The 25,108-nt window shown below is 66.3% G+C and carries 15 protein-coding genes; 6 read left to right on the forward strand and 9 right to left on the reverse strand.

Annotated elements, in window-relative coordinates:
* The 4 genes from VM221_12680 to VM221_12695 all read right to left on the reverse strand — a co-directional run bounded on the left by VM221_12680 (window position 1) and on the right by VM221_12695 (window position 5,930).
* Window positions 1–729, reverse strand: coding sequence for a glycosyltransferase family 2 protein (locus tag VM221_12680; GenBank protein HUT75675.1), 729 nt, complete (start codon window positions 727–729; stop codon window positions 1–3).
* Between the two features lie 364 nt (window positions 730–1,093).
* A complete protein-coding gene (locus VM221_12685) occupies window positions 1,094–2,191 on the reverse strand; it encodes an aldo/keto reductase (GenBank protein ID HUT75676.1) in 1,098 nt (365 codons plus the stop codon).
* Between the two features lie 172 nt (window positions 2,192–2,363).
* On the reverse strand, window positions 2,364–3,794 hold the full coding sequence (locus VM221_12690) for a sulfatase (protein ID HUT75677.1): 1,431 nt from the start codon (window positions 3,792–3,794) through the stop codon (window positions 2,364–2,366).
* A gap of 270 nt (window positions 3,795–4,064) precedes the next feature.
* On the reverse strand, window positions 4,065–5,930 hold the full coding sequence (locus VM221_12695; protein ID HUT75678.1) for a DUF4838 domain-containing protein: 1,866 nt from the start codon (window positions 5,928–5,930) through the stop codon (window positions 4,065–4,067).
* A gap of 366 nt (window positions 5,931–6,296) precedes the next feature.
* Between VM221_12695 and VM221_12700 the strand changes: the two genes are divergently transcribed.
* The 3 genes from VM221_12700 (at window position 6,297) to VM221_12710 (ending at window position 15,112) form a co-directional block, all read left to right on the forward strand.
* Window positions 6,297–7,517 carry a hypothetical protein gene (locus tag VM221_12700; GenBank protein HUT75679.1) on the forward strand — a complete coding sequence of 407 codons (1,221 nt, stop codon included), beginning with the start codon at window positions 6,297–6,299 and terminating at the stop codon, window positions 7,515–7,517.
* 471 nt (window positions 7,518–7,988) lie between these two features.
* Window positions 7,989–11,456 carry an FG-GAP-like repeat-containing protein gene (locus VM221_12705; GenBank protein HUT75680.1) on the forward strand — a complete coding sequence of 1,156 codons (3,468 nt, stop codon included), beginning with the start codon at window positions 7,989–7,991 and terminating at the stop codon, window positions 11,454–11,456.
* A gap of 188 nt (window positions 11,457–11,644) precedes the next feature.
* Entirely contained in the window at window positions 11,645–15,112 is a 3,468-nt protein-coding gene (locus VM221_12710) for an FG-GAP-like repeat-containing protein (protein HUT75681.1), read from the forward strand.
* 96 nt (window positions 15,113–15,208) lie between these two features.
* On the opposite strand, the gene VM221_12715 is transcribed toward VM221_12710, so the two are convergent.
* From VM221_12715 to VM221_12735, 5 genes are all read right to left on the reverse strand, one after another.
* A complete protein-coding gene (locus VM221_12715) occupies window positions 15,209–16,195 on the reverse strand; it encodes an aldo/keto reductase (GenBank protein HUT75682.1) in 987 nt (328 codons plus the stop codon).
* A 108-nt stretch (window positions 16,196–16,303) separates the two neighbouring features.
* Window positions 16,304–17,584 (reverse strand): L-rhamnose isomerase, encoded by a 1,281-nt coding sequence (locus VM221_12720; protein ID HUT75683.1) that lies wholly within the window; start codon window positions 17,582–17,584, stop codon window positions 16,304–16,306.
* A gap of 306 nt (window positions 17,585–17,890) precedes the next feature.
* Entirely contained in the window at window positions 17,891–19,984 is a 2,094-nt protein-coding gene (locus VM221_12725; GenBank protein ID HUT75684.1) for an ABC transporter permease subunit, read from the reverse strand.
* Between the two features lie 151 nt (window positions 19,985–20,135).
* Window positions 20,136–21,026: an ABC transporter ATP-binding protein gene (locus tag VM221_12730; GenBank protein HUT75685.1), complete on the reverse strand. Its 891-nt coding sequence runs from the start codon at window positions 21,024–21,026 to the stop codon at window positions 20,136–20,138.
* Entirely contained in the window at window positions 21,013–21,417 is a 405-nt protein-coding gene (locus tag VM221_12735) for a GntR family transcriptional regulator (GenBank protein ID HUT75686.1), read from the reverse strand. The genes VM221_12730 and VM221_12735 overlap by 14 nt, the downstream gene beginning before the upstream one ends.
* Before the next feature lie 300 nt (window positions 21,418–21,717).
* Between VM221_12735 and VM221_12740 the strand changes: the two genes are divergently transcribed.
* The 3 genes from VM221_12740 (at window position 21,718) to VM221_12750 (ending at window position 24,946) form a co-directional block, all read left to right on the forward strand.
* The gene (locus VM221_12740) at window positions 21,718–22,677 is read left to right on the forward strand and encodes a hypothetical protein (protein ID HUT75687.1); all 960 of its coding nucleotides are present in this window, start codon (window positions 21,718–21,720) and stop codon (window positions 22,675–22,677) included.
* A gap of 297 nt (window positions 22,678–22,974) precedes the next feature.
* Window positions 22,975–23,814, forward strand: a complete 840-nt coding sequence (locus VM221_12745) for a HAMP domain-containing sensor histidine kinase (protein HUT75688.1) — start codon at window positions 22,975–22,977, stop codon at window positions 23,812–23,814.
* Complete coding sequence (locus VM221_12750; protein ID HUT75689.1) at window positions 23,804–24,946, forward strand: HD domain-containing phosphohydrolase; 1,143 nt, start codon at window positions 23,804–23,806, stop codon at window positions 24,944–24,946. Before VM221_12745 ends, VM221_12750 begins: the two co-directional genes overlap by 11 nt.
* The last annotated feature ends 162 nt before the right edge of the window (window positions 24,947–25,108 follow it).

The raw sequence follows: 25,108 nt of genomic DNA on the forward strand, positions 1-25,108 counted from the left end.
TCATCCCACGAAGCGGTACTTGAGCAGCGCCCAGATAGCGCGGACGCCGTCTTTCCAGTTGATCTTCTTGCCCTCGTGCTTGGTGCGACCGCGGTAGGTGATGGGCACCTCGCGGATGCGATACCCCCGCTTCAGCGCCTTGGCCGTGACCTCAGGGCAGAACTCGAACCCCCGGCAGGCGAGGGGAATGGATTTCAGCACGTCCGCCCGGAATACCTTGTAGCACGTGGCCTCGTCCGTCAGCGGCATCCCGTACAGCACGCGCACCATCCACGCCAGCAGCCGGTTGATCAGGTAGTTGGGCCATCGCATGTTGGTGATGCTCCCACGGAATCGCGAGCCGTACACGATCGCCGCCTCGCCCGCCGCGATCGGCGCCACCAACTGCGGGTACTCCGCCGGATCGTATTCGCCGTCCGCGTCCTGGATGATGATAATGTCCCCCGTCGCCTCCGTCACCGCCCGGCGAATTGCCGCCCCTTTGCCTTCGTTGCGCGGCTGGTGGATCACCCGCACCTCGCCGCCCACCAGCCCCTCCAGCAGCTCCGAGGTGCCGTCGGTCGAGCCGTCGTCAACGACGATGATCTCCTTCGCGATGGGAACCTGGCGCACGCGCTCGATTATGGACGCGACGGTGTCACGCTCGTTGTAAACCGGCATGATCACCGTCAGCTTGGTCCTACCCTTATCGCTGCTGCGGGCCGCCGATACCCGCGGCGGCCCGCTCATACCTTCGCTTTCCTCAAGCGGCATGATCGCCAGACTCTGGACGGAGCATATCACGCCGCGCAGAACCGTGTCAAGGCACCGTGCCTCTGACAGTTACCCACTTTGCGGTATTGCGCAGGCGAGACTCTTCGCTAACGCGGCTAGGTCGCGGAGCGACCGCCGTGGAGGCCCTCCGGGCCTAGCCACTCACAGTGACAACGGTCTGGTGGTGTCATTCTGATTGGTATGAAAGCGCTCCGCCTCGGACGTGCACGGCGCGGCCGCGCGAAGTGAAGAATCTCGTTGCGGCCTGATCGGAAACCGGGTAACCGTCAGACAGTGCCTTCATCTGAGGTGATTACATGAAATCACCCTTGGCGGAGTGCTAGCTGAGGGCGTCGTGGCTTTCCTTCAACTGCTCGATGATCTTGATGTGCTGCGGACACTTCTCCTCGCACTCGCCGCATTCCACGCAAGCGGAAGCGTTCAGCTTGCCCTGCTTGGGGCCGGGGCCTAAAGCCCGGTAGAGCTGGCGCGCATGTTCGGTGAGGCCCCAAACCCGATAGTAGTTCATGGCGGCGAAGATGTCGGGAATAGCCACCCCCTGCGGGCACGGCATGCAGTAGTTGCAGCCCGTGCAGTAGAGGTCCGCCAGCCGCCGGTTCTCCTCCAGCGCCTGCGCGATCGCCTGGCTCTCCTGCTCGGAGAGCGGCCCCTCGCGCGAGGCGACGGCGCAGTTCTCTTCCACCTGCCGGCGAGCGCCCATGCCGGAGAAGGCGATGGTGACGTTGGGATTGGCGAGGACGAAACGCAGCGCGGTCTCGGGCGTGCTGGCGGCGCCGGCCAGCAACGACCGCACGCGCTCCGAGGCGAGGCCGAGCCGCCCTCCGCCAAGCGGCCCCATGATCTCCACCCCCATTCCCTTCTCGTGGGCGTGGGCGATCGCTTCCTCGTTGCGGCGGTCGAGCAGGTTGTACTGGACGAGCATGCCATCGAAGATGCCGGTGTCAATCAGCTTGATGATGCCCTCCGGCGCGTCATGACTGGAGAACGTCAGGTGCCGAATCATGCCCTGGTCGCGCGCCTTGAGGGCGAGCTGGTGCAGCACGGGCTCGTACACGCGGGTATAGACCTCCCAGGTCAGGGCGTGGACCACCTTGAAGAAGTCTATGTAATCGGTCTGCAGCCGCTCCAGGCTCGTCTCCAGGCGCCGCCACCAGCCCTCCGCTGTCTCGTCCTCGAGCGGGTTCTTGGTGGCGATGAAGACCTGGTCGCGCCGATCCTTGATCGCCTCGCCAATGTACCTCTCGCTCCGCCCTTCGCCGCCGTAGACGAAGGCGGAGTCAATGTAATTGATGCCGAGGTCCATCCCCAGCCGCAGCAGGGCGACCGATTGCTCGGGATCGTCGAAGGGAAGGCGCATGGCGCCGTAGCCGAGAGCTGAGACTTTCTTTCCGGTCTTGCCGTACGCTCGATACTGCACGATGATGCTACCTCCTGAGGTCCGACTTAGGCATGAGTCGAGTGGCCCTGGCCGTCAACTCGCGAAGCGGATCTGCACGCATAGCACGCAACTCAGTGTACCTCGCAGCGACCGGGGCAATCTGTGGGGAATGGACGACGCGGAGGCCACGGCGGGAGCAATCGCGCCGCGATCACCCCTTCGCCTTCTGTCGCGCGGCCCATTCCCGCAGCGGCCGGCCGACGGCGTCGGTCAGCTCCTGGTTCGCATGCGGGAGGTCGCCGCCGGCGTCGTCGAGCAGGCGCTGCCACCCGCGCGCACGCACCGCCGCGGGGCAGTCCGGCGCGCGGTTGTCCCGGCACGCGCCGTCGGCCGCGAGGTGGAAGGCGTAGGGCAACTCGCCCTCGATGCCATAAACCAGCCACCACTCATCATCCCGATACCATAGATAGTCGCCGTAGCGAGAAGTCAGGTAGGGCCGCGGCTGCCAGCCTGCGTCGCCTTTCAGCAGCGGCCGCAGGCTGCGGCCGTCCAGGCCCCGCTCGCTCACCGCGCCGCCGTAGTCGTACAGCGTGGCGACCAGGTCATGGTTGTACACGAATTCGGGGACGCGCCGACCGCCCGCCACGCGAGGCGCGCGAATGATGAGCGGAATCTGCATCACGGCCGGGAAGAGCGCGAAGGACGGCTTGCCCACCACGTCGTCGCAGTTCTCGCGGAAGTTGGTGCCGTGGTCGCTGATCAGAGCGACCACCGTGTTCTCCGCCAGCTCCAGCCGCTCCAGCGTTTCCATCAATCGCCCGAACCACGTGTCCACCAGGCTCACCAGGCCGCGGTAACCCGCCACCGCGCGCTCCACCAGCTCGGGCGCCAAGCCGCCGCGCTCCTTGGCATACGGCAGGAACGGCACCGCCGGCCCCGCGTCGGGGTCGGCGTACATCTGCAGGTATGATCGCGGCGGGTCCCAGGGCTCGTGCGGGGCGAAGGCGTCAACCAGCAGATAGAACGGCTGAGCGTTGCGGTTGTCCTCGAGAAAGCGCATCGCCCAGCGGAAAACCTGCGCCGTGCTGGTGTCCTCCTCGCTCATGACCTCGGCGGTGTTGGCCACATGGTAGCGCAGGGCATTTCTGGTGTACCAATTGGACAACAGCTCGCAGGGGAACCGCTGCATCTGCGCTGCGGTCACCGCCCGCGGCGAGCGCCAGCGATCCTGCTGCTGGCCGCGGACGTACTCCCATTGGAAGAACCCGCGCGTGAAGTTCATCCCCGGCGCGAAGTAAGGCAGCGTGTCGGTGACCAACCCGGTGTGATAGTCCGCCCCCACCAACTGCTCGGCGAGCGTGTCCTCGGCGTCATCCATCGGCTGCCAGCCGGGCAAATAGACGATGTCCCACGGCAAGGGCCGGTAGTCGCGAAAAGGATAGGCCCTGCGCCCGGTATGCAAGGCGCGGCGCACGGGGATGGTAGGCAGCGACTCGGAATATGCGGCGTCGAAGACCACAGCCTGCGCGGCGAAAGCATCCATGCTGGGCGTCCGCGTGTCGCGGCTGCCGTAGCAGCCGAGGTTGGGCGCACGCAAGGTATCGCTCATCACGACGATCAGGTTGGGCTTGGGCTCAGCCATGAACGCGACCGACCTCCTGCAACTGTTGGGCTCATCTTTTCTTGTTCGGGGGGCGGGCCGCCCGTTCCTGCGGCCGGCGAGCGAGAGAAGGGGACCGACGGGCGGAGCCCGCTCCCACGGAACTGCGGCGTGGGCGAGCCCTTGGCGGTCATGCCGGTGGAACCGCCCAACAGATCACGCACCGACAATCAGGTCCTGTTCACGGTTGACAACCGCTGGTGGTGCCGGCCGGTGCGGTGGATATCGGCTGGCACGGCCAGCACACGTCCGTCATTCGATCTCGGCGCCCTCCCCTTCCTGCCTACGGGCGCCGGTCGCCAACTGGCGGCGGAAGTCGTCCATCGTGCTCTCGCTCCTGCTGGACTCGCGGATGTGAGTAACGCCGCCGCGCTCGGCGACGGAGAAGAACCGGTCGGTGGCCGTGCGGTACCACTCGCTGACCGGGAGCCCCAGGTCCCCCTCGCCCATGAGGGCGTGGAGCCGCGCCGCGAGCGAGAGCTTGACATAGTCCAGCGACAGCCTTGCGACTTGCACCCGCAGCAGGCGCTCCGGGTCGTCGGCGACCAGGCGTTCCGCCTCGTCGAAGAGCTGGACCGCGCGGGCCAGGAGCTCTGGGGTCAAGTAAGTGGGCTCGACGCAAGAGACGAAGGGAATCACGTGGTTGCGCTCCTGGCGGTCGCTCTCGACCTCCCGGCGCAAGGACTCAAGGTAGGCGCCGATGGGCTCGGCGGCGGGGCCGAAGTAGGCGGCGAGGAACTCGCTCATCGCCCGCTGCTCATCGCAATAGGGGTTCCACAGCAGCTTGGCGACGAGGTAGGCCTTCAGGGGGGCCATGTCGCTGTGCAAGACGTCGCCGCTGCCCTGCTCGAAGATGCCGCGCACGCCGTGCTCCACGAGGAACCTGATGTTGGGGCCCAATGTCCCCAGGTTGGGGAAGGGCAGCAGGTACTGGCGAAAGTTGATGATGTAGTCCCAGATGTAGATGCGCTTGGTAAGCTTGAACCAGGCGCGAATGTTGTCGGCGCCGCTGGCGGAGCATTTCTCGCTGCCCATGGGATGGCTGTGGCAGCCGCCGGTGCAGATGCGGATGATTACATTGGGCAGCGGCTTGAGCGTTGCCGGCGGCTCAGAGGCATAGCTATAGGCGAGCGTGTCGATGGCGATCTCTGGATGCTCGTCCGCGATCGCCTCGGCGATGCGGTTGACGAAGTAGATGATGGGCGCCGAATGGACTCCTCCCTCGCGCGCCTCCAGGGCCGCGCAGTTCTCGCACTCGCACCAGCCGCCGGGACCGTCGTTTTGCGACACGGAGACGATGGTCGCCTTGGGGTGCTCGCGGATCCACGTCTTGACGACCTTGATCGCCTCCTGGATCATCTCCTCGTTGGTCAGGCACAGTTGGGTGCGCTGGAACCTGCCGACGACGGTGCGTTCGCCGTCCACCAGGGAGAACCACTCCGGGTGCGACTCGAAGTACTGGTCCGGTGGGAACATCGTGAAGAAACTGTGCACGAACGGGTAGTACGAGACCTTCCCGCCATGCTCTTCGGTCAAGGCGGCCCGGCTGCTGTTCATCTTGTTGCGGGCACACCAGTCGGGATCAAACGCTTCGAGGAAGAACGCCTCCCGGTATTCCAGCGCCGGGGTCTGGCGGTCGTTGATGTCGTCCACCTCGATGCGCGCCAGCTTGGGGATGTGGCTGACCTCGGGCGTGAACCAGCGGCAGCCAAGCTGATCCTCGAGGAACGTGTAAACCCCGTACATGGTGCCGCGCAGGCGCCCGCCGGCGATGACCAGGTGCGGCGGCGCGGTGCGGATGACGAAGCCCTCGTCGCCAAGCCCCGCCAGCTCCACCTCGACTCCGGCGGCGCGCAGGTGCGCATTGTCGCCGAGGATGATCTCATGCTCCCCCAGCGGCTCCTTATCGGCGACGATGGGCAGCCGCGCGCCGCAGATCTGCTCCAGGAACATCTGCAGCTCCTTGGCGGCGTGCTTCTCGGACGGCGACGCCGACGCGGAGACCACGATGCGATAGTCACTGGCGCCGCTGTCCGCAAGCAGCAGGCTCGGGCCGGCCGTCTTTGCGGCACTTTTCGGGTCGGGCCCGGCGGTGCTGGACGAGGATGAATCTGTCATGGGACGATACCTCCCTTTGATTTCGTGTTCGACGCGAGCGGAACAGCGCCTCTTGCGGCGCGATCGGGGGGATGCTAAGGTGCCCCCGAGAGTGACTTTCGCCTCCTGCTGTCCCGGAGGGACTGGTCGGGCTGTGATCTGCTCAAACTCGGGTAGATCACGCGGCGCCCAGCGCACCGGCGGGAGGAAACCCCGCCAGCAGCGGGGAAACCTCTTCACCGAGAAGGGGAAAGCCGGCCCGCATGGAAAACCATGGGTGATGACATTCCGGCGAACGGATGCTTGACGGTTTGGCGGAGGCGACGGCGCGTAGGCCGAAGGATGGGACAGGGCAAGACTCGACAAGGCCTTGCTGGAGTGATGACTGTGTCTCGTACGACTGCTGTGCCGCAAGACGAATATGCTCGGGGTGACGGCCTGCTCAGCAAGGACGGCCGCCGGTTGTTTCCCATCGGCTGCTACGAGCTGCCGGCGGAAGATGCGGAACTGAAGCGCATGGCGGAGGCGGGGATCAACCTGGTGCGCTGCGGCGGTGTTGCCGACCTCGACCGGGTCCATGCCTTGGGGATGCTGGGCTGGATTCCGCTGCCGCTGCACGAAGGCCCCACCGAGGACCTGCGGCGCGCGGTGGAGGCCGCGAAGGACCACCCGGCGCTCGCGGTATGGGAGGGGCCGGACGAGATCGTGTGGAACTTCACCGCCTGGAGCGGGCTGGAAGAGAAGGTCGGCATCCGCAGCAGCGAGTGGTGGGAGCAGAGCGCGAGGGCGGTCGAGTACGCGGAGACCCAGGCGCGCCGGATTATGCCCAACCTGCGCGACGCGATTCGCCTGATAAGAGAGCTCGACGACCAGCACCACCAGGTGTGGATCAACGAAGCGATGCACAGCGACGCGAAGTTCGTCCGGCAGTATCTTGACCACATAGACATCACCGGCTGCGACGACTACCCGGTCAACAAGGCTGAACGGAACATATCCAGACTGGGGAGCACGACCGAGGTCTGGAAGAAGATCGGGCGCGGCAAGCCGGTGTGGATGGTCTTGCAGGCGTTTTCCTGGAGCGCGCTGGGCCGCGATGGCGACGAGTCGGTGCCGGCTTATCCCTCGTTCGCGGAGTCGCGGTTAATGGCGTATGACGTTCTCGCCCATGGCGCCAAAGGCATCCTCTATTGGGGTTCCGGTTACACCGCCCCGGACCCTGCTTTCAGGGATTCAGTGTACGCGGTCACCAGTGAGCTTGCCGCCCTGCAGCCGTTCCTGGCGGCGCCGGAGGAGGGAGGCCCCGCCGTCGGCTTGATCGCGGACGACGACGAACCCCAGAACAAGGGCGTCAGCATTACCGCGCGCCGCAACGACAAGGAATGGCTGATAGCGCTGGTCAACGAAGACGACCACCGGCACATGGGGGTGGAGGTGTCGGGTCTGGACGCCGTCAATGGTCTGCTCCTCGACCTGCTCTACGGCGCGGAGACGGTGACAGTCGAGGACGGAGGCTTCATTACCCGGATGCAACCGCATGAAGTCAAGGTGTTCGCGACCGGGCGCGAGTGGGAGGCCGCCCCTCGCCGAGGAAGGGACTTCCACTAGTGTCGTGTCCCAACAATACATGAGAAATGTGTTGAGCGTGGTCCACGCTCAGACCATACACCAAGTTCTCCCGGGACACAACACTAGGAGGCAGCGATTGACGCCGGAGACCGAGCACTCGCAAGTCCGAAACCGGTGGCGCCATGCACCCCCGCGGGAGCGCGCCGGAGTCAAAATGGTCGTGTGCGCTTGCGTTGGTCCTCAGCGTTCTCGAGAGGAATCCGGGGGGGCGATTGGGATACGGTTCTTGTGTGCCTGCTCCCGCGTCTTGAGCGGCCCCCGCATCTCCCGCCAATGCTCGCGCCAGGTAACGGGCGCTTGCCTCGGCAAGGCTATTAGCGCAGCCAGGATGCTTCCCTTTGCCACCGGTGATGTATCGCCCGAGCTCGAGCCGCAGGGAGTCCCCAGACAAGTCATGCCGTCGTGCGCGCATGAGCGCGGATGGACGCGCGAGATTGAGGTGAACGGGTAATGAGAAGAGCATTCCAACTGGTGATGGCGTCGTTGCTTGCCACCAGCATGATGGCCGGCGCATGGGCGCAGACGGTCAAATGGGTTCGCGAATCGGATTCATCGTTCTCCGCGCCAACCCTGTACCCGAACGCGGCGCGGCCCACCGGGGTGGCGATCGCGAACGGGCGGCAGGTGATGGTTCTCAACGGAGACGGGTCGGTGGTGATGGAAACCACGCTCGATGGCGACATCGCAACCCCGGTCACGGTTGAAGACGTGGATGACGATGGCGCGGTGGAGTTGGTCGTGGTGCTCGCTCAGGGTGATGTCGTGTGCCTGAGCCGCGAGGGGAAGGAGCGGTGGCGATACCGTACCGGTTCACCGAGCGCGGGCTTCAATATCCCGGTGGTGGCCGACGCGCACCCTGCGCCGGGCCGGGAGGTGCTAGTCGGGCTGCATGACGGGTGGTTGTACTGCCTCAGCGCCCGGGGCGAGGTCCTGTGGCGCTTCTGCGGGGACCATTCCGCCGCAGGGCCCCCGGCGGTGGGTGACCTGGATAACGACGGCGCACCCGAGATCGTTTACGGCACCGAAACCACGCACGTGTACTGCCTGACCGGGTACGGGCTGGTCAAGTGGCGCTTCGAAGAAGTAGCGCCCTATGATCGCTCCGGCCCCAATCTGGCGGACCTGAGTGGCGACGGCAAGGTCGAGGTCCTCATCACCCGCAGCGACGTGAACCGGCATTCGTGCCTGGTCGCCATTGATCCCAAGGGCCGCTTGATATGGCGCACCCAGGATATCGTGCATGGCTATGCGTCGAACGCCACCGTGGACCTGGATGGCGACGGCAAGCTGGAGATCTTCCACGCCGACAAAGCCGGCAACGTCTATTGCGAGAACCATGACGGCACCCGCCGCTGGATGGCCACCTTTGAGGGCCACGGAATCTTCTGGGCGCCGGCGGTGGCGGACCTCGACGGCGACGGGCAACTGGAGGTTGTCGTCGGTCAGCGCATGACCGGGGACATCAGCGCCGGGGCGGGGCTGCAGATGATTAGCTCCGACGGCACTGTCAGGCCGGCCCCCGGCGTTACCGGGGGAGCGAACGCGTCGCCGGCGGTGGGCGACCTGGATGGCGACGGGCAGCTCGAAGTGGTGGCGAGCATGCAGTTTCCGAATCGGCTGGTTTGCCTGACCTGGGGCGCTGGCGGGCGCGTGGGGTGGCCGTCGCTGCGGGGCAACTCCGCCATGACCGGGGCCGATCCGACCGTGCCGCCCGGTTCGCCGGCGGCGGTGGAGAAGATGCAATCGTCCGGCTCGGCGGCGATCGACGCGGGCAGAGCGTATTGGGGCGACAACACGTGGCCGGTGACGTGGCGGCAGCCGGCGCCGGAGGGCGCCTTCATCGAGCTGACGGCGGCGGCGGCAAGCGGCAAGCGGGAGGTCGTCATCCAGGACGTGAAGCAGGGCGCGACGTCGGCGCAGGTCAAGTGCTTCCTGGCTGCCGAGGGCGCGTTCGATATCAGCGCCAGGCTGCTGGTCAATAGCGTGACGGAGCCGGTGTTCGTGGCCACCGCTACGGTGAGGACGGGAGCGCCGGAGTTCTGTGATGATGCGGGGGTCGAGCAGGTGGTGAACAGGGCGGTGGCCGCGGGCAGAGCAGCCGGCGTCGAGTCCATTAGCCTGGGGGCCGACCTGCTGCTGCTTCGGGTGCAGGAGCGGTCGGTCAAGGAGATGAAGCAGGGCGGCGCTGCGAACACCGAGATCGCGACCGCCGCCGGCGCCCTGCGAGAACGGGCAGGCGAGTTGCGTAATCTGGCGACAGCGCTGGGCGGTCTATGGTCCGGGGGGGACACGGGCGCCTTCGTGGTTTGGCAGGACCCCAACCCGTGGGATGCGTTTGACCCGCGGGCGATTCCCGAGGGTCTTCAGACCTGGCCGGTGGTGAAGCACAAGTATGCCAGCAAAGCGGAGGAGCCGCTGCCATCGGAGCGGCCGGTCAAGGTCGCCGTCTACGGCAACGAATTCGAGAACGTCGCGCTGAACCTCCTGAACACGATGGCGAAGTCCATCTACGTGAGATGCACGTTTGAACGGCCCGCGCGCGCATATGGGGTGGCGCCCAATGAATCACCGGAGCTGGCCGAACACGTGACCTTGCAGCGGCTGCTGCCGGTGGCGGGCGCGGCGCGCGATACAGTATATGACGTGCTGCCGAAGCTCGACGAATCGGGCGTGATCGAGCTGGTTCCGGGCGAGGTCGCCCAGCTGTGGCTGACGGTGAAGACCCACGGGCTGGATTCGGGGTCCCACCGGCTCACCCTGTACCTGGGGACGATGGCGGATAAGAAAGACCTGACCTTCCGCGAGGTGCCCATCGAGATCGAGGTGTGGCCGGTGAGCCTGCCCATTGACAAGTACCAAGCGATGAACTGGTGGAGGCTGGAAGCGAGCTCGGACCAGGACGTGCAGAGCATGATTGACCACGGGATGTCGGTGAGCAAGGGCCCGTCACTGCCGGGGGTGCCGGTTGATGAGCAGGGGAACCTCGCGGGCGAGGTTGACTGGACGGGGCTCGACCAGCAAGTAGCGCGCGTTCCCAAGCACTGGCAGTTCCTGTGGGGATCGTATCCGCGCCCCATCTTCCCCAAGGGCGTCGTGGCGCCCGCGGAGAGCGAGCTTTACTTCAACGGCGTCAAGACCGCGATCGGGGAGATGGTGAAGCACCTGCAGTCGCTTGGCATCGGCTACGACCGGTGGGCGTTCTATCCTATAGACGAGCCGTGGCTCACCGGCTTCGAGGCCATTCCGGAATTGCGGCGCTTCTGCACGCTGACCAAGCGGGCCGACCCCCACGTGCGCAACTATGCCGATCCGGCGAACATGGTGCGGGTTGAATACATAGATGAATTCAAGAACCTGATAGATATCTGGCAGCCGCAGGTTGACCTCCTCAAGCACGACCGGGAGTTGGTGAAATGGTTCCGGGCGAACGCGAAGACGTTCTGGTTCTACGAGGCTGCCGGGCAGGCGCAAGACCTGCTGCCGTTGGGGCACTACCGGACGCGGCCTTGGCTGGCCTGGTACTTCGGGGCGACGGGGTCGGGGTTCTGGCGCTACAAGCACCTCGACATGTGGTGGGCGTTGGATAACACCGCCTACGGCGCGGTGTACCAGACCAACAAGGATGCCGTTACCTCGCGGCGGTGGGAGGCGGCGCGCGACGGGATAGAGGACTGGCGGGCGTTGTACGTCCTGCGAGAGGAGATCGAGAAGGCACGCGCCTCCGGCCGTACGGCCGCGGCCGACGCGGCCCAGGCCCTGAGCGACGAAGCCGTGGCGGCCATCATCGGCAGTCAGCCAAAGCACGCGGATGAAAGGGTTTGGGCGACCGGCGATGCGGACAACGAGATAGATTTCGATGTGCTCATGGACTATCGCGCTCGGATCGCCGAGCAGACTATCAGGCTGCGGGGGCGGTAGCGGACCCGCGGCGCACGATCAGGATCACCGGGCGGTCCGGGTGGCGCCTGGGCGCAGACGGTCAAATCGCCGTCTGCTGTTCGCGCCGCCGTCCAGGCGCCGTTTGCTGTCGCTGATGAGGTCCGGGTGCCAGGCGTACAGCGTCGGCTCGCCAGGCGGATAAGCTTGCGAAATGAGGTGAACGGGTAATGAGAATAGCATTCCAGTTGGTGATGGCGTTGTTGCTTGCCACCAGCATGATGGCCGGCGCATGGGCGCAGACGGTCAAGTGGGTTCGCGAATCGGATTCCTACTTCTCCGCGCCGACCTTGTATCCCAACGCGTCGCGGCCCACCGGGGTGGCGGTCGCGAACGGGCGGCAGGTGATGGTTCTCAACGGGGACGGGTCGGTGGTGATGGAGACCACGCTCGATGGCACGATCGCCACCCCGGTCACGGTTGCGGACGTGGATGGCGATGGGGCGGTGGAGCTGATCGTGGTGCTCTCTCAGGGTGACATAGTGTGCCTGAGCCGCGAGGGGAAGGAGCGGTGGCGATACCGCACCGGTTCGCCGCGTGGGGACTTCAAGCTCGCGGTGGTGGCCGACGTGCACCCCGCGCCGGGCCGGGAGGTGCTGGTGGGGCTGCACGACGGGTGGTTATGCTGCCTCAGCGCCCGGGGCGAGCTGCTGTGGCGCTTCCGCGGCGATGACTCCCCCATGGGGCCGCCGGCGGTGGGTGACCTCGACCGCGACGGCGCGCCCGAGATCATCTGCGGTACCGAAGCCACGCACGTGTACTGCCTGACCGGGTACGGGGAGGTCAAGTGGCGCTTCCAGCAGGTGGCGCCCTACGATCGCTCCGGGCCCAATCTGGCGGACCTGGATGGCGACGGCAAGATTGAGGTGCTCATCACCCGCAGCGACGTGAACCGCCATCCGTGCCTGGTCGCCATTGACCCCAAGGGGCGACTGATCTGGCGCACCCAGGACCTCGCCCACGGATACGTATCCAATGCCACCGTGGACCTCGATGGTGACGGCAAGCTGGAGGTCTTGCACGCCGACAAAGCCGGCAACGTCTATTGCGAGAACCATGACGGTACCCGTCGCTGGACGGCCACCTTTGATAGCCACGGGATCTTCTGGGCGCCGGCGGTGGCGGACCTCGACGGCGACGGGCGCCAGGAAATCGTCGTCGGCCAACGCATGAGCGGCGGTTCCGGAGCGGGCCTGCAGGTGATCAATTGGGACGGCAGCATCAGGCCGGCTCCCGACGTTACCGGCGGAGCCAATGCCTCGCCGGCGGTGGGCGACATTGACGGCGATGGCAAGCTGGAGCTGGTGGCGAGCATGCAGTCCCCGAATCGGCTGGTTTGCCTGACCTGGGGCGCGGGCGGGCACGTGGGCTGGCCGTCGCTGCGGGGCAACTCCGCCATGACCGGGGCCGACCCCAGTGTGGCCCCTGGTTCGCCAGCGCCGGTGGAGAAGATGAAGCCGTCCGGCGAAGCCGCGATCAGCGCAGCCGCAGCGTATTGGGGCGATAACACGTGGTCGGTGACGTGGCGGCAGCCGGCGCCGGAGGACGCCTTCATCGAGCTGACGGCGGTGGCGGCAAGCGGGAAACGCGAGGTCGTCATCCAGAATCTGAAGCCTGGCGCAACGTCGGCGCAGGTCAAGTGCTTCCTGGCTGCCGGGGGGGCATTCGACATCAGCGCCAGGCTCCTGGTCAACAGCGTGACGGAGCCGATGTTCGTGGCCACGGCGGCGGCGCGAGTGGAGGCGCCGGAGTTCTGCGATGACGCGGGGGTGGAGAAGGTAGTGAAAGGAGCGGTGGCCGCAGGGAGAGCGGCCGGCGTCAAGTCCATCGGCCTTGAGGCGGAGCTGCTGGCGCTGCGGGTGCAGGAGCGGTTGGTCAAGGAGATGAAGCGGGCCGGCGCTGCGAACACCGAGATCGCGACCGCTGCCGGCGCCTTGCGCCAGCGGGCGCGAGAGCTGCTCAACCTGGCGACGGCGCTGGGCGGTCTGTGGTCGGGGGGGGACACGGGCGCCTTCGTGGTGTGGCAGGACCCCAACCCGTGGGATTCATTTGACCCACGGGCGATTCCCGCGGATCTCCAGACCTGGCCGGTGGTGAAGCACCAGTACGCCGCCGGCGTGAACGAGCCGCTGCCATCGGAGCGGCCGGTGAAGGTCAGCGCGTACGGCAACGAATTCGAGAACGTCGCGCTCAACCTCCTGAACACGACAGCGAAGACCCTCCGCGTCAGATGCACCTTCCAGCGACCGGTGCGCACAGGCGGTGCGAGGCCCAATGAATCACCGGAGCTGGCCAAACAGGTGACTTTGCAGCGACTGCTGCCGGTCGCCGGCGCGTTCAGAGACATAGTGTATGACGCGCTGCCGGAGCTTGACCGCTCGGGGGTGATCGAGGTGGCTCCGGGCGAGGTCGCCCAGTTGTGGCTGACGGTGAAGACCCACGGGCTGGAGCCGGGCGCCCACCGGCTCACGCTGTACCTGGGGACGGTGGCGGAGAAGGAGAACCTCACCTTCCGCGAGGTGCCCATCGAGATCGAGGTGTGGCCGGTGAGTCTGCCCACGGACAAGTACCAGTTGATGAACTGGGCAAGCCTGGACGCGGCCTCGGACCAGGCCTTGCAGAACATGATTGACCACGGGATGTCGGTCATCATGGGCCCGTCGCTGCCGGGGGTGCCGGTTGATGAGCGGGGGAACCTCGCCGGCGAGGTTGACTGGACGAGGTTCGACCAGCAGATGGCGCGCGTTCCCAAGCACTGGCAGTTCCTGTGGAATAATTATCCGACCCCGGTCTTCCCCAAGGGCGTCGCGGCGCCCGTCCACTTCAACGGCGTCAAGACCGCGATCGGGGAGATGGCGAAACACCTGCAGGCGCTTGGCTTCGGCTACGACCAGTGGGGGTTCTATCCCCTTGACGAGCCATGGCTCACGGGCTTCGAGGCCATTCCGCAATTGCGGCAGTTCTGCACGCTGACCAAGCGCGCTGACCCCAATGTGCGCAACTATGCCGATCCGGCGAACATGGTGCGAGTTGAATACATAGATGAATTCAAGAACCTGATAGACATCTGGCAGCCGCAGGTTGACCTCCTCAAGCATGACCGGGAGCTGGTGAAATGGTTCCGGGAGAACGCAAAGGCGTTTTGGTTCTATGAAGCCGCCGGGCCGGGGAAGGACCTGCTGCCGTTGGGGCACTATCGGACGCGCCCCTGGCTGGCCTGGTATTTCGGGGCGACGGGGTCGGGCTTCTGGGTCTATAAGGACCTCGACCTGTGGTGGCCGCCGGATTACATGGGCCATGGAGATACCACGGCCTACGGAGCGGTGTACCAAAGCGACGGCGAGGTCATCAGCTCGCGGCGCTGGGAGGCCGTGCGCGACGGGGTCGAGGACTGGCGGGCGCTGTACGTCCTGCGCGAGGAAATCGAGAAGGCCCGCGCCTCCGGCCATACGGCCGCGGCTGACGGGGCCCAGGCGCTGAGTGACGAAGCCGTGGAGGCCATCATCGGCAGTCAGCCGAAGGACGCGGATGAAAGGGTTTGGGCGACCGGCGATTACGGCAGCGAGATAGATTTCGATGTGCTCATGGACTACCGCGCCAAGATCGCCGAGCAGATCACCAGGCTGCGGGGACTGTAGCGGCCCCACAGTGCACGATCAGGATGGCCTGCACTGCGGGCGGCCTCCGGGCTAGGGAGGAGACTGATCGCGCTCCCGTCGGTCGGTACGCAGTTCTCACTCGGCCCCTGCCGTTCCGGCGTGGCTAGCGATAAGGGCGTCCAGGTGCGCCAGCTCCTCGGCGTTCAGCACTGCGTCACCCGCGCCGGCATTCTCGCGCGCTTGCCGAGGGCTGCGGGCGCCTACCAGCGCATGGGTCAAACCCGGCTGCGCCACCGTCCAGGCGATGGCGAGCTGGGCGAAGGTCAGCCCATGGCCGTGGGCGATGGGCTTGAACTGTTCGAGCATGGCGGCCACGCGCCTTCGCATTTCGAGGCTGAAGTTCGGGTGGTCCCGACGCAGGTCGCCTGGGGGGAATTCGCGCTCCTGAGTGATCTTGCCGGTGAGCAGGCCCTGCCCGAGCGGCGAGTAGGCCAGCACCGCCATGTCGTGCTCGCGGCCGTAAGGAAGCTGCACCTGCTCGATGCCGCGGTCGAGCATGTTGTATCTTTCCTGGTCGCTGTCCAGCGGCCCCAGTTTGCGGTAGGCGTCCATGTCGGCCACCGTCGCGTTGCTGACGCCGATCGCGCGGATCTTGCCCTCCCGCTTGAGGTCGAGGAGGGTGGACATCACGTCTGCGACGGCGGCGGTTGGGTCCTGCCAATGCGTCTGGTAGAGATCTACGTAGTCGGAGCCGAGGCGCGTCAGGCTGGCCTCCAGCTCGCGGCGAATGGACTCCGGGCGCAGGTGCTTGCGAATCTCCTTCCCCTCCCTGACGATGAAGGCGACGCCCTCGCTGGAATCCCATACCAGGCCGCACTTGGTCGCCAGCACCACCTGCTCGCGGCGGCCGGCGATGGCCTTGCCGATGATCTGCTCCGAGAGCCCTTGACCGTACACGGGCGCGGTGTCTATGAGGTTGATGCCAGCGTCAAGTGCCGCATGGATCGCGCCAATCGCGGTCACCTCATCGGTGCCGCCCCACAGCCAGCCGCCGATAGCCCAGGCGCCGAAGCCCACCACCGACGCCTCAATGCCGGATGGTCCCAGCGCGCGGTATCGCATGATAGTGCCTCCGCAATGGTGGATGGTTTGGGATAGGATACCAGGGATGCAAGCGACGTGGTAGGGGCACGGCCCTCCTGGGTACCAGACAGGCCGCGCCCCAACCCCTCATGCCCGGCGGGAGAGGACTTTCTTCTCGTACGCCGCCAAGTCGCGCAGCCAACTTGCCCCGACGGGCGCGCCAGCGCGACAACATGCGTAGTCCCACACCGCGCCTAGCGGCATCTCGTCGCGGCGCTCGAGCAGCGCCAGCTTGTCGGCGCCGCGGCCGTCGTGCTCCGCGCGGCGGTGCAGTTCCCACGGTTCGAGCAGCGCCCGCAGCAGCGCCTTGCGCAGCGCCCGCGCCCCGATCACCCACGCGCCGACGCGATTGATGCTGGCGTCGAAGTAATCCAACGCCCACAAGCTGCGGTCGAGCGCCTTCCCGCGCACCGCCTCGTCGCACAGCGCGTTGACTTCGTCCGTGGTCACTACCACGTGGTCGCTGTCCCAGCGCACTCCGCGGCTGACGTGGAGCAGCACCCGTTCGACGAATTGCAGCGCCGATGACAGCTTGTCGGCCACGCTCTCGGTCGGATGGAAGTGGCCCAGGTCGAAGCACACCGCCACCTTGCGCGTCGCCGCGTAGCCGAGGTAGAACTCGTGGGAGCCGACGGTGTAGTCCTCGCCGCCGATGCCGAAGAGCTTGCTTTCGACCGCGTCCACCACCCCCGCCAGCTTGCGCGCCAGGATCTCGTCCAGCGCCTCGACCAGCCGGCGCCGCGGCCCCCAGCGGTCCACCGTGCGGTCCTTGCGGCTGTCGGGGATCCAGATGTTGGTCACGCACGGGCCCAGGCGCCGTGCCATGCTGCGCGCGATCTGGCGGCACGCCTGGCAGTGGCGAATCCAGAAACCGCGCACCGCGCGGTCATCGCTGGAAAGCGTCAGGCCCTCCTTGACCATGGGATGGGCGAAACAGGTGGGGTTGAAGTCGAGCCCCAGCTTGCGGTCAGCGGCCCAGTCCACCCAGCGCGCGAAGTGGCGTGGCGTGATCTCGTCGCGCTCCACCCGCTTGCCGCCGGTCTCGGCGTACATGGCGTGCAGGTTGAAGCGCAGGCGCCCGGGGATCCACGCCGTCGCCTGATCGAAGTCCTGGCGGATGTCGTCGCCGCTGCGGGCGGCGCCGGGGTAGTTGCCGGTGGCTTGCAGGCCGCCCGAATCAAGGGCCCCGGCTTGCGCCTCCAGACCGCGCACGTCATCGGCCTGCCAGCACTGCACCGAAACGGGGATGGCCAGCGCCGCGCGCACGGCGCGGTCGGTGTCCACGCCGATTGCCGCATACCGTTCCTTGGCGATGGCGTAAGCCGCTTCGATCTGGCGAGCGGTTGGCTCTGTAGGGGCGGTTCGCAAACCGCCCCTACGAGCGGAGGCTACCTGACTTGTTCTGGCCACGAATGATGCCCTCCGCGAGCGAGAGGTAGGGGCACGGCATGCCGTGCCCCTACCTACGTCGGGGAGGCGGGAATCTCCTGCCGCTGGCGGCAGGTCAGCGCGTCATGTCATCCTGAGCCCTTCGATCGCGCTCAGATCCTGCCCTGAGCTTGCCGAAGGGATAAACTACGCGAAGCTTGCCCGCCTGTGGCGGGGATTTTGGCGCGGGTTAGCGGAAGATATGTCATGGCTCCCCCCGTCCTTCCGTGCGAACCATCGGCTAGATTACGGATAGACCTGCTTCACCCTGCCGGTGGCAAGATTCAGCACGCCGAGCGTCTCCGCCTGCCATTCATTGAAGCCCGGCGCGCGCTTGGCAACGATAGCCTGACCCTGGTCATTCATTCCCAGCAACAGATGGTCATGCGCTAAGCGGCGGACGGCATCATTGGGGAACTGCTGAACGCCGTCGCGCGCATTTACCAGCCAGACCATGTTAGGGCTCCACACCAACAGATTATCGCTACCTGGCAGCGTCGCGATCTTCTCCGTCCAACGACAATCGGGCAGCGCCCGGGCAACGGCGGCGGCGACATCCGCACGCCAGAGCGCGGGCTCGCCGTCGCTGACCGAGATGTAGTACAGCCGCTTGCCGTCCTTGGACCAAGTGAAGCCGGGGCTCCCATAGGATCTCGGTGCCGGGGTTTGCGACAGAAGCGCTGGCTTGCGTGCGCCGTCGCGAGCAATCAGAAACACCAAGAGGAGGGGCTCGCGCGGGCGCGTTCTGACCGGGTTAGAGGTGGCGATCGGCGACGCGAGCAGGGCGAACGCGATGGAACCACTTCCCGGAGAAACCGACACATCTGCAGTTACCCACTCATAGCCCGACGACAGCCGAGTCGCCAAGTCGTCGAGCGTGCACAGCACGGACTCGCGCCCCCTGGGAAGGCTGATGCGCACGAGGCCGGGTATGGGCACGGCGGATTCCTTTGTGTCCGGCACGAGGGCATAGACGGCTTCGTCGGAGCCATCCCAGACCCAGCCCTGGGGTCTGCCTCGAACGTATCGGCTCGACGGCGGCCAGAGGGACACGACTCGGGCATCGGAGCCGTCCCGCCGCACAAGTTGCAGACCGCGCCAAGGGTCGCCGGCGCGCCTCCAACCCATGGCCGACATGCCAAGCCATAACCCCTTCGGCGACCATTCGACTGCCTGCTCCGGCGATCGGTAAGGCCGTAGTCCGTCGTGGATGGGAAGGAATGGTTTCGCCCAATCCATGCGCTTGGTCGTCAGATCCCAGACCTGCAATTCGGTAAGTCCGGGGCGGTCGTTTGGCGACCACCAGGTGAGCGCGAACGGCTGCGGCATTACGGCGGCTAGTTTTCCATCAGCCGACACAGCCGCTATGCCACCGCCACGAAAGGTCAGGAGGTCGCGCCCGGTTTGCAGATTCGTCAGGACGAGGGATTCGCTGCGGTAGCCGACACGCCGGCGCCCTGGGGCGGAGGAGTCTACATCAAATGTTCGTTCGATGGGCCAGCCCTTGGCGACCACGCCGGCAACCTCGCCATTGGCGGACAAGGCAACCGGCTCGACCTCCTGCACCCGCGCACGCTCATAGCGGGTTGCCCAGTGGACGGTGCCGCTAATGAGCAAGACCACGGTGCCGGCGTACAGCGCCCAGACGCCCACGCCCAACACCCACCGGCTGCGCGAGCGCAGCATCTCGCCGCGCGAAAAGGCGATAAGCGACCCCAGCAGCAGGCCGGGCGTCATCGCGAGCGCCCAGACACCGATACTGTCTGCCGGGTCCGAGCCCACCAGGCTGCCGCCCCACACCTCGGCCATAGGGGCGACGAGCGCGAGGAGCCCTAGACCGAATACGACTGTCCCCATGAACGCGCTGAGCAAGTGCTCCAACATGGTGGAGAACAGAACGCTCGCTAAGAACACAACAAACCACCAAGGCGCGAGCCAGAGGGTGAACTCAGACGAATCATGGCCCCTCCCCAGGACTTGGGGGAGCGCGAGCAGGCTCGGCAACACGAGCAGGAGGGAGGCGCAAAGCGCCAGGGTGAATCCCGCCGCCACTTTCGCCGCCCAGATCCGACTACGGCTCAGCGGCAGGCTCAAGAGGACGGGAAGCGTGCCCCGCTCCTTTTCGGAGGCGAACAGCCCGGCGCCGCCGAGAATGGCGATTATGTATCCGGCGAAGCATATCAGTACAAAGAGACTCTGGTCGTCCATTCTCTCCGTGCTGAGCAGGGGCGGATAGAGGCCGAACATCCCGCGCAGCACCGCCACCAAGACCGCGACCGACATCCCGAACAGCGGCAGCCACCGGCCCTTGCGCAGTTCCTTGATAAACAAGGCTTTCATCAGTCAGTCCTCCCTCTGAAATCACCTATGCCATGCTTACGCCCGGCTCGCTATGCACTTGACCCGCCGGTGGCACAGGATTGCACCCCTTTGACAAACTCAGGGCAAGCTCGGTAGCATTTCGCAGGTTGAAAACCTGCGCCACCATGGGTCATGAACTATCAGGTTGCACGAGATCAATGAAAATGTCTTCGAGGCCCAGATCTTCGACCTCGGCCTGTATGTCGGCGCTCGTCAACGCATCGAGCATCGCGGGTGACAACCCTGAGACGGTAAATCGCGTCTCGCGTGGGCTGCGTTCGACGCGGCGAGCTTGCGGCGGCAGGTCGGGCGCCGCTCCCGCGGGATGAATCAGCCGGATGCGCTTCACGCCGGCCTTGAGATCGTCGAGCGAGGACTCCAGCACCAGCCGCCCCTTGACCAGGAAGCCGACGTAGTCGCAGATGCGTTCCATGTCGGCGATGTCCTGGCCGGTGATGAGCACGGTGCGGCCCTCGGAATGCATGACCTCGATGACGCTGCGCAGCACCTCGCGGCGCGCGATCGGGTCGAGGCCGGTCAAGGCTTCGTCGAGGATGAGCAGGTCCGGCTCGTGGCCGATGGCGACCGCCACCGCGGCGAGGGTGCGCTGGCCGCGGGACAGGTCCTGCAGCCGATCATTGGCATCAATGCCCACGCGGGTGAGGACCGACGAAACCGCGTCAGGATTCCAGCGCGGATAGCAGCCGGCCATGAAGTCGGCCAGCTCCTTCACCCGCATCGAGTCCCACAGCGGCTGGAGCGCAGCGACGTGGCCGATTCGCTTCCGCACGGCCACCGAGTCCCGGACCACATCGTGCCCCAAGACCGCCGCCGTGCCGTGCGTGGGGGTGAGCAGGTTGAGCAGACAGCGGACAAACGTGGTCTTGCCTGCGCCGTTGGGCCCCATAAGGCCGTAGATGGCTCCGACGGGCACGTGGGCGGAGACCGAATCGAGCGCCTGCTTGCGCCCGAAGCGCTTGGCCAACGACTCGGAGATCACTGCATACTCACTTGCGTTCATCACTCCTCCTCTCGCGACGGGCTTGACTGAGGATGCCGCGGAACAGCTCCAGCGCGTCCTTGGGAGACACGCCGAAGGCTCGAGCGTCGTGCGCCACCTTCTCCAACTGCTCGGCGATGATGCGCCTGCGCTCCGAGTCGGCGGTCGCTTCCGCCGTCGCAGAGATGAAAGTGCCCTGGCCGCGGCGGGTCTCGAGCAAGCCGTCCCGTTCCAGGTCGCGGTACACCCGCGCGACGGTGTTCGGGTTCACGAGCAACTGGGCGGCGAGGTCGCGCACCGACGGCAACTGGTCACCGGGAGCAAGCTGCCCGGCGGCGACCCCGCGGCGGATCTGGTCTATGATCTGCCGGTAGATGGGCAGGGCTGATTTCGGGTTGATCGGGTTAAGCATGGTTGTTTGTACGGCCTGTGTACTATAAGACTAGTACACTATCACAATATCCCTCTCTTGGCAAGAGGGAATTTTGGCGGACCGGGCGGGACCAGTAAGGCCGCAAGGGAACGGAACATGATGCCGTAAGGGCGGGCAGGATGACGCCGCCGGGCGAGGAAACTGCATCCCTGGAGCGGCCACGGGCGCCGAGACTTCGCGGTAGCAGGATCGCGCCCGGGAAACGCCGAAAACGCCGATATGCACGGGCGGTTCGCACATGCGGTGCTGAGACGGGCGGTGCTGCTTGCGGCCGCGGCCTTGGGCGCGGCGGCGATGGCGGCATTGGCCAGCATGCTTTGGCCGTTGCAGGTGCAGCTCGGTTCGGGGGGCAGAATCGCGGACATGGCCTGGGCGGGTCTGTGGCTGTGGTGCGCGGGGGCCGCTCCCGGTCTGGTTGCTGGTGCGATGTGGGCAGTCGGAGGCGGCAAGGTACCCCGAGCTAGGCTCGTGCTCACAGCGCTGGGGATGGTGTTCGGTCTCGCTGCCCTGGTGTGGATTCTTGGGCCGACTCTGTTCCGGAACCCATACCTGAACGAGGTAACCCGGCGGCTCAGGTTTGGTTGGATTCCTTATTTCTCCACCGTGATCATTTTCAACGCTTGGTTCGCGTGGATCGGCATGCTGGTTGGGCGGCGGCTCGGCTGGCGCGTTGCCCCGACGCGCATCGCGATTGTCGGTCTCGCGCTCGCTGTTCTTCTGGGCGGATTCCGGGTTTGCCGCGAGCGGCTGCTGCCGGGCTACGGGGTATATCGCCTGCTGTACCGGTACGCAACGGCGCGCAATCATCGCGACCATTCGCAGGCGCTGACTTGCTTCACGCCGGATTACCTGCGCCGCGAGCTTGGCGCGCCGCCCTACGCTGAGAAATACCGTCGCGCCTGCCGAATCGAGCAGGCAAGCTTGGGGGCCGACGATCGCGTCGTGTTTTGTTTCCACGACGGGCGGCCGGTGCGAAGCCGTTCCGTGCACGGCGGTAGCCGGCGCACTCGAATCGCATATCATTACAAGACCCACAGCCAGCTGAGTGGTTTCCGTTGGAGCTGGGACATGACCGTACGGCCCGCGGGTTTGAGGTGGTGCATCGTTGACCTGCAGCCGACCGCGGAATCTCAGATGGGCTTCCAGGCCTTCAAGCTCGCCCAAGGCCCCGCCGGGACGGTACGGATTCTCAGTGCGCCGGAGGCACGGGCGAAAGCCGACGAGCCCAGGCAGCGGTAGAGCCGGGCCGGACGGCGGGCACAGGCCCCGATAGATCGGGATTCGGAAACCTGCCCGCCCTACGTTAGCCAGCCGCCACCTCCTGGCACTTACGCACGATGTAGCCGGTGAAGGCGCGGCGCAGCCAGGCGAGGCGGCCTTCGGCAACGGCCGATTGGATGCGGTCGCGCATTGCGTCCATGCCGGGGACGAATCTGCCCAGGGACGCAGTGTCTCGTTTCCGCGGAGCCGCGATTTCCCGCTTGTGGCGCTTTCCACACAGAATCGCGCGTCACCCCGATGACGCCGAGTCGCGCCATGTGGAAACACCTTGACGGTGCGATGACAGCCCACAACTCCTGGCGGATGGCGCCGGCGGCGTCGGCCGCGGCGCGGGCCTCCGCGAGCCGACCGCGGAGCGACGACGAGGCGAGCGCAAATGGCGATCGCAGCGCGCGAATCCAGTCGGAGAAGCTGGCGGCGGTCGGCTTGCTCGCCGCGGGGGCGATGCACGAGATCAACAACCCCGTCACCGCCATCGTCGCCTACGCGCAGCTGCTGCTCAAGAGCGACCTCGGCGAGCGCCAACGCGCCGACGTCGAGCGCATCGCCACCGAGGCGCTGCGCGCGTCGCGGATCGTGCAGAACCTGCTCAGCTTCTCCCGCCCCATGCGCCCGCAGAAGGCGCCGCTGGACTTAAACGACGCGGTGGGGGGCGCGCTCGACCGCCGCAGCCGCCAGCTCGCCGCCGACCATATCGCGGTGCATACTCACCTGTGTTCGGGTCTGCTCCTGGTCGAGGCCGATCGCTACCAGCTCGAGCAAGTCTTCATCAACATCATCAACAACGCGCGCGACGCTATGCTGCTGCAGCCTGATGACCGCCGGCTGACCGTGTCCACCACGGCGGGTGATGGCCGCGTGCGCGCGACTTTCGATGACTCCGGGCCAGGCATTGTGCCAGCCGACCTCGACCGCATCTTCGATCCCTTCTTCACCACCAAGGAGGAAGGCCGCGGCACCGGGCTCGGGCTCGCCGTCTGCTACGGCATACTCAAGGAGCACAGGGGGTGCATCAGCGCCCACAACCTGCCCGCGGGCGGAGCGCGCTTCGTGGTCGAGCTCCCGCGTGCAACGGAGGACGAGCATGGCGGCTAGCCTTGCCCCCCAGGCGGCGGAGCGCGAACCCGTGCTCGTGGTTGACGACGAGGCCTCCATCTGCGACGTGCTCGGACGCACGCTGGAGGCGATGGGCCATCCTTCGCGCACTTCCACCAACGCGCAGGAGGCGCTCGCCGCGCTTGCCGGCGGCGACTTCGCGTTGGTGCTGAGCGACATTCGCATGCCGGGCATGGACGGCGTCGAGCTGCTGCGCCGGATCGTCGCCCGCATGCCCAACACCGCGGTGATGATGGTGACCGCGGTCTTGGACGTCAACACCGCAGTTACCGCGATGCGGCTGGGCGCCTGTGACTACGTGGTCAAGCCCTTCGACCTCGACAACGTCGCCCAGCGGGTGGAGCAGGCGCTGGTGCGGCGCCGCCGGCTGATGGACGAGGAGCGGCGCCACGCGCAACTGGAGCGCGAGGTCGTCGAGCGCACAGCGCAGGCGCGGCGCATGTTCCAGGGGGCGCTGCACTCGCTCGCCGCGGCATTGGACGCGCGCGATGGCGACACCCACGGCCACTCGCAGCGCGTCACCGCCCTCGCCGTCGCCCTCGCCCGACAACTACGGCTGGACGACCGGCTGGTCGAGCACACGCGTCTAGCCGGCATGCTGCACGACATCGGCAAGATCGGCATCCGCGAGTCGGTGCTCAACAAGCCCACGGCCTTGAGCGATGACGAATACGCGCACATCAAGACCCATCCCGTGATCTCGCAGAACATCCTTGAGCCTATCCTCTGGGAGCCGCAGGTGGTGCGCCTCATTCGCTCACACCACGAGCGCTATGACGGTGCCGGCTATCCGGACGGCCTCGCCGGCGAGGACATCCCGCTGGGGGCGCGTGTCCTGGCCGTCGCCGATGCCTTTGACGCCATGACCAGCGAGCGACCCTACCGCTCACCCATGACTCCCGAACGCGCCCGGGAGGTGCTGCGTGAGGGACGCGGCAGCCAGTGGGATCCGGCGGTGGTTGACGCCCTGGAGCAGTTGGCGCCTGAGGCATGGCGGAGTTGCACGGAGGGCGACGCGGGCGCGGACCATTTCGATAACCTCCCCGCCTACGGCGCCAGCGAAGAAGAGACGGCCGCCGTCCCTTCGATGCGCACGTCATCCGGCGCCTGAGCCACAGCGCGGGAGAAGCCGGCAATCCGTGCGCAAGCGCGTTTCTCGCTGCTGATAGCTGGGAATAACTCTCGCGCGGAGGCGCAGCAGGTGTAGGGGCGCGGCGCTCCAGAGTTGTCCGCCTCCGGCGCGGGTAAGTAAACATGCCGTGCCCCTACATCA

It is taken from the genome of Armatimonadota bacterium (assembly GCA_035527535.1).
In the GTDB taxonomy this organism is placed as follows: Bacteria; Armatimonadota; Hebobacteria.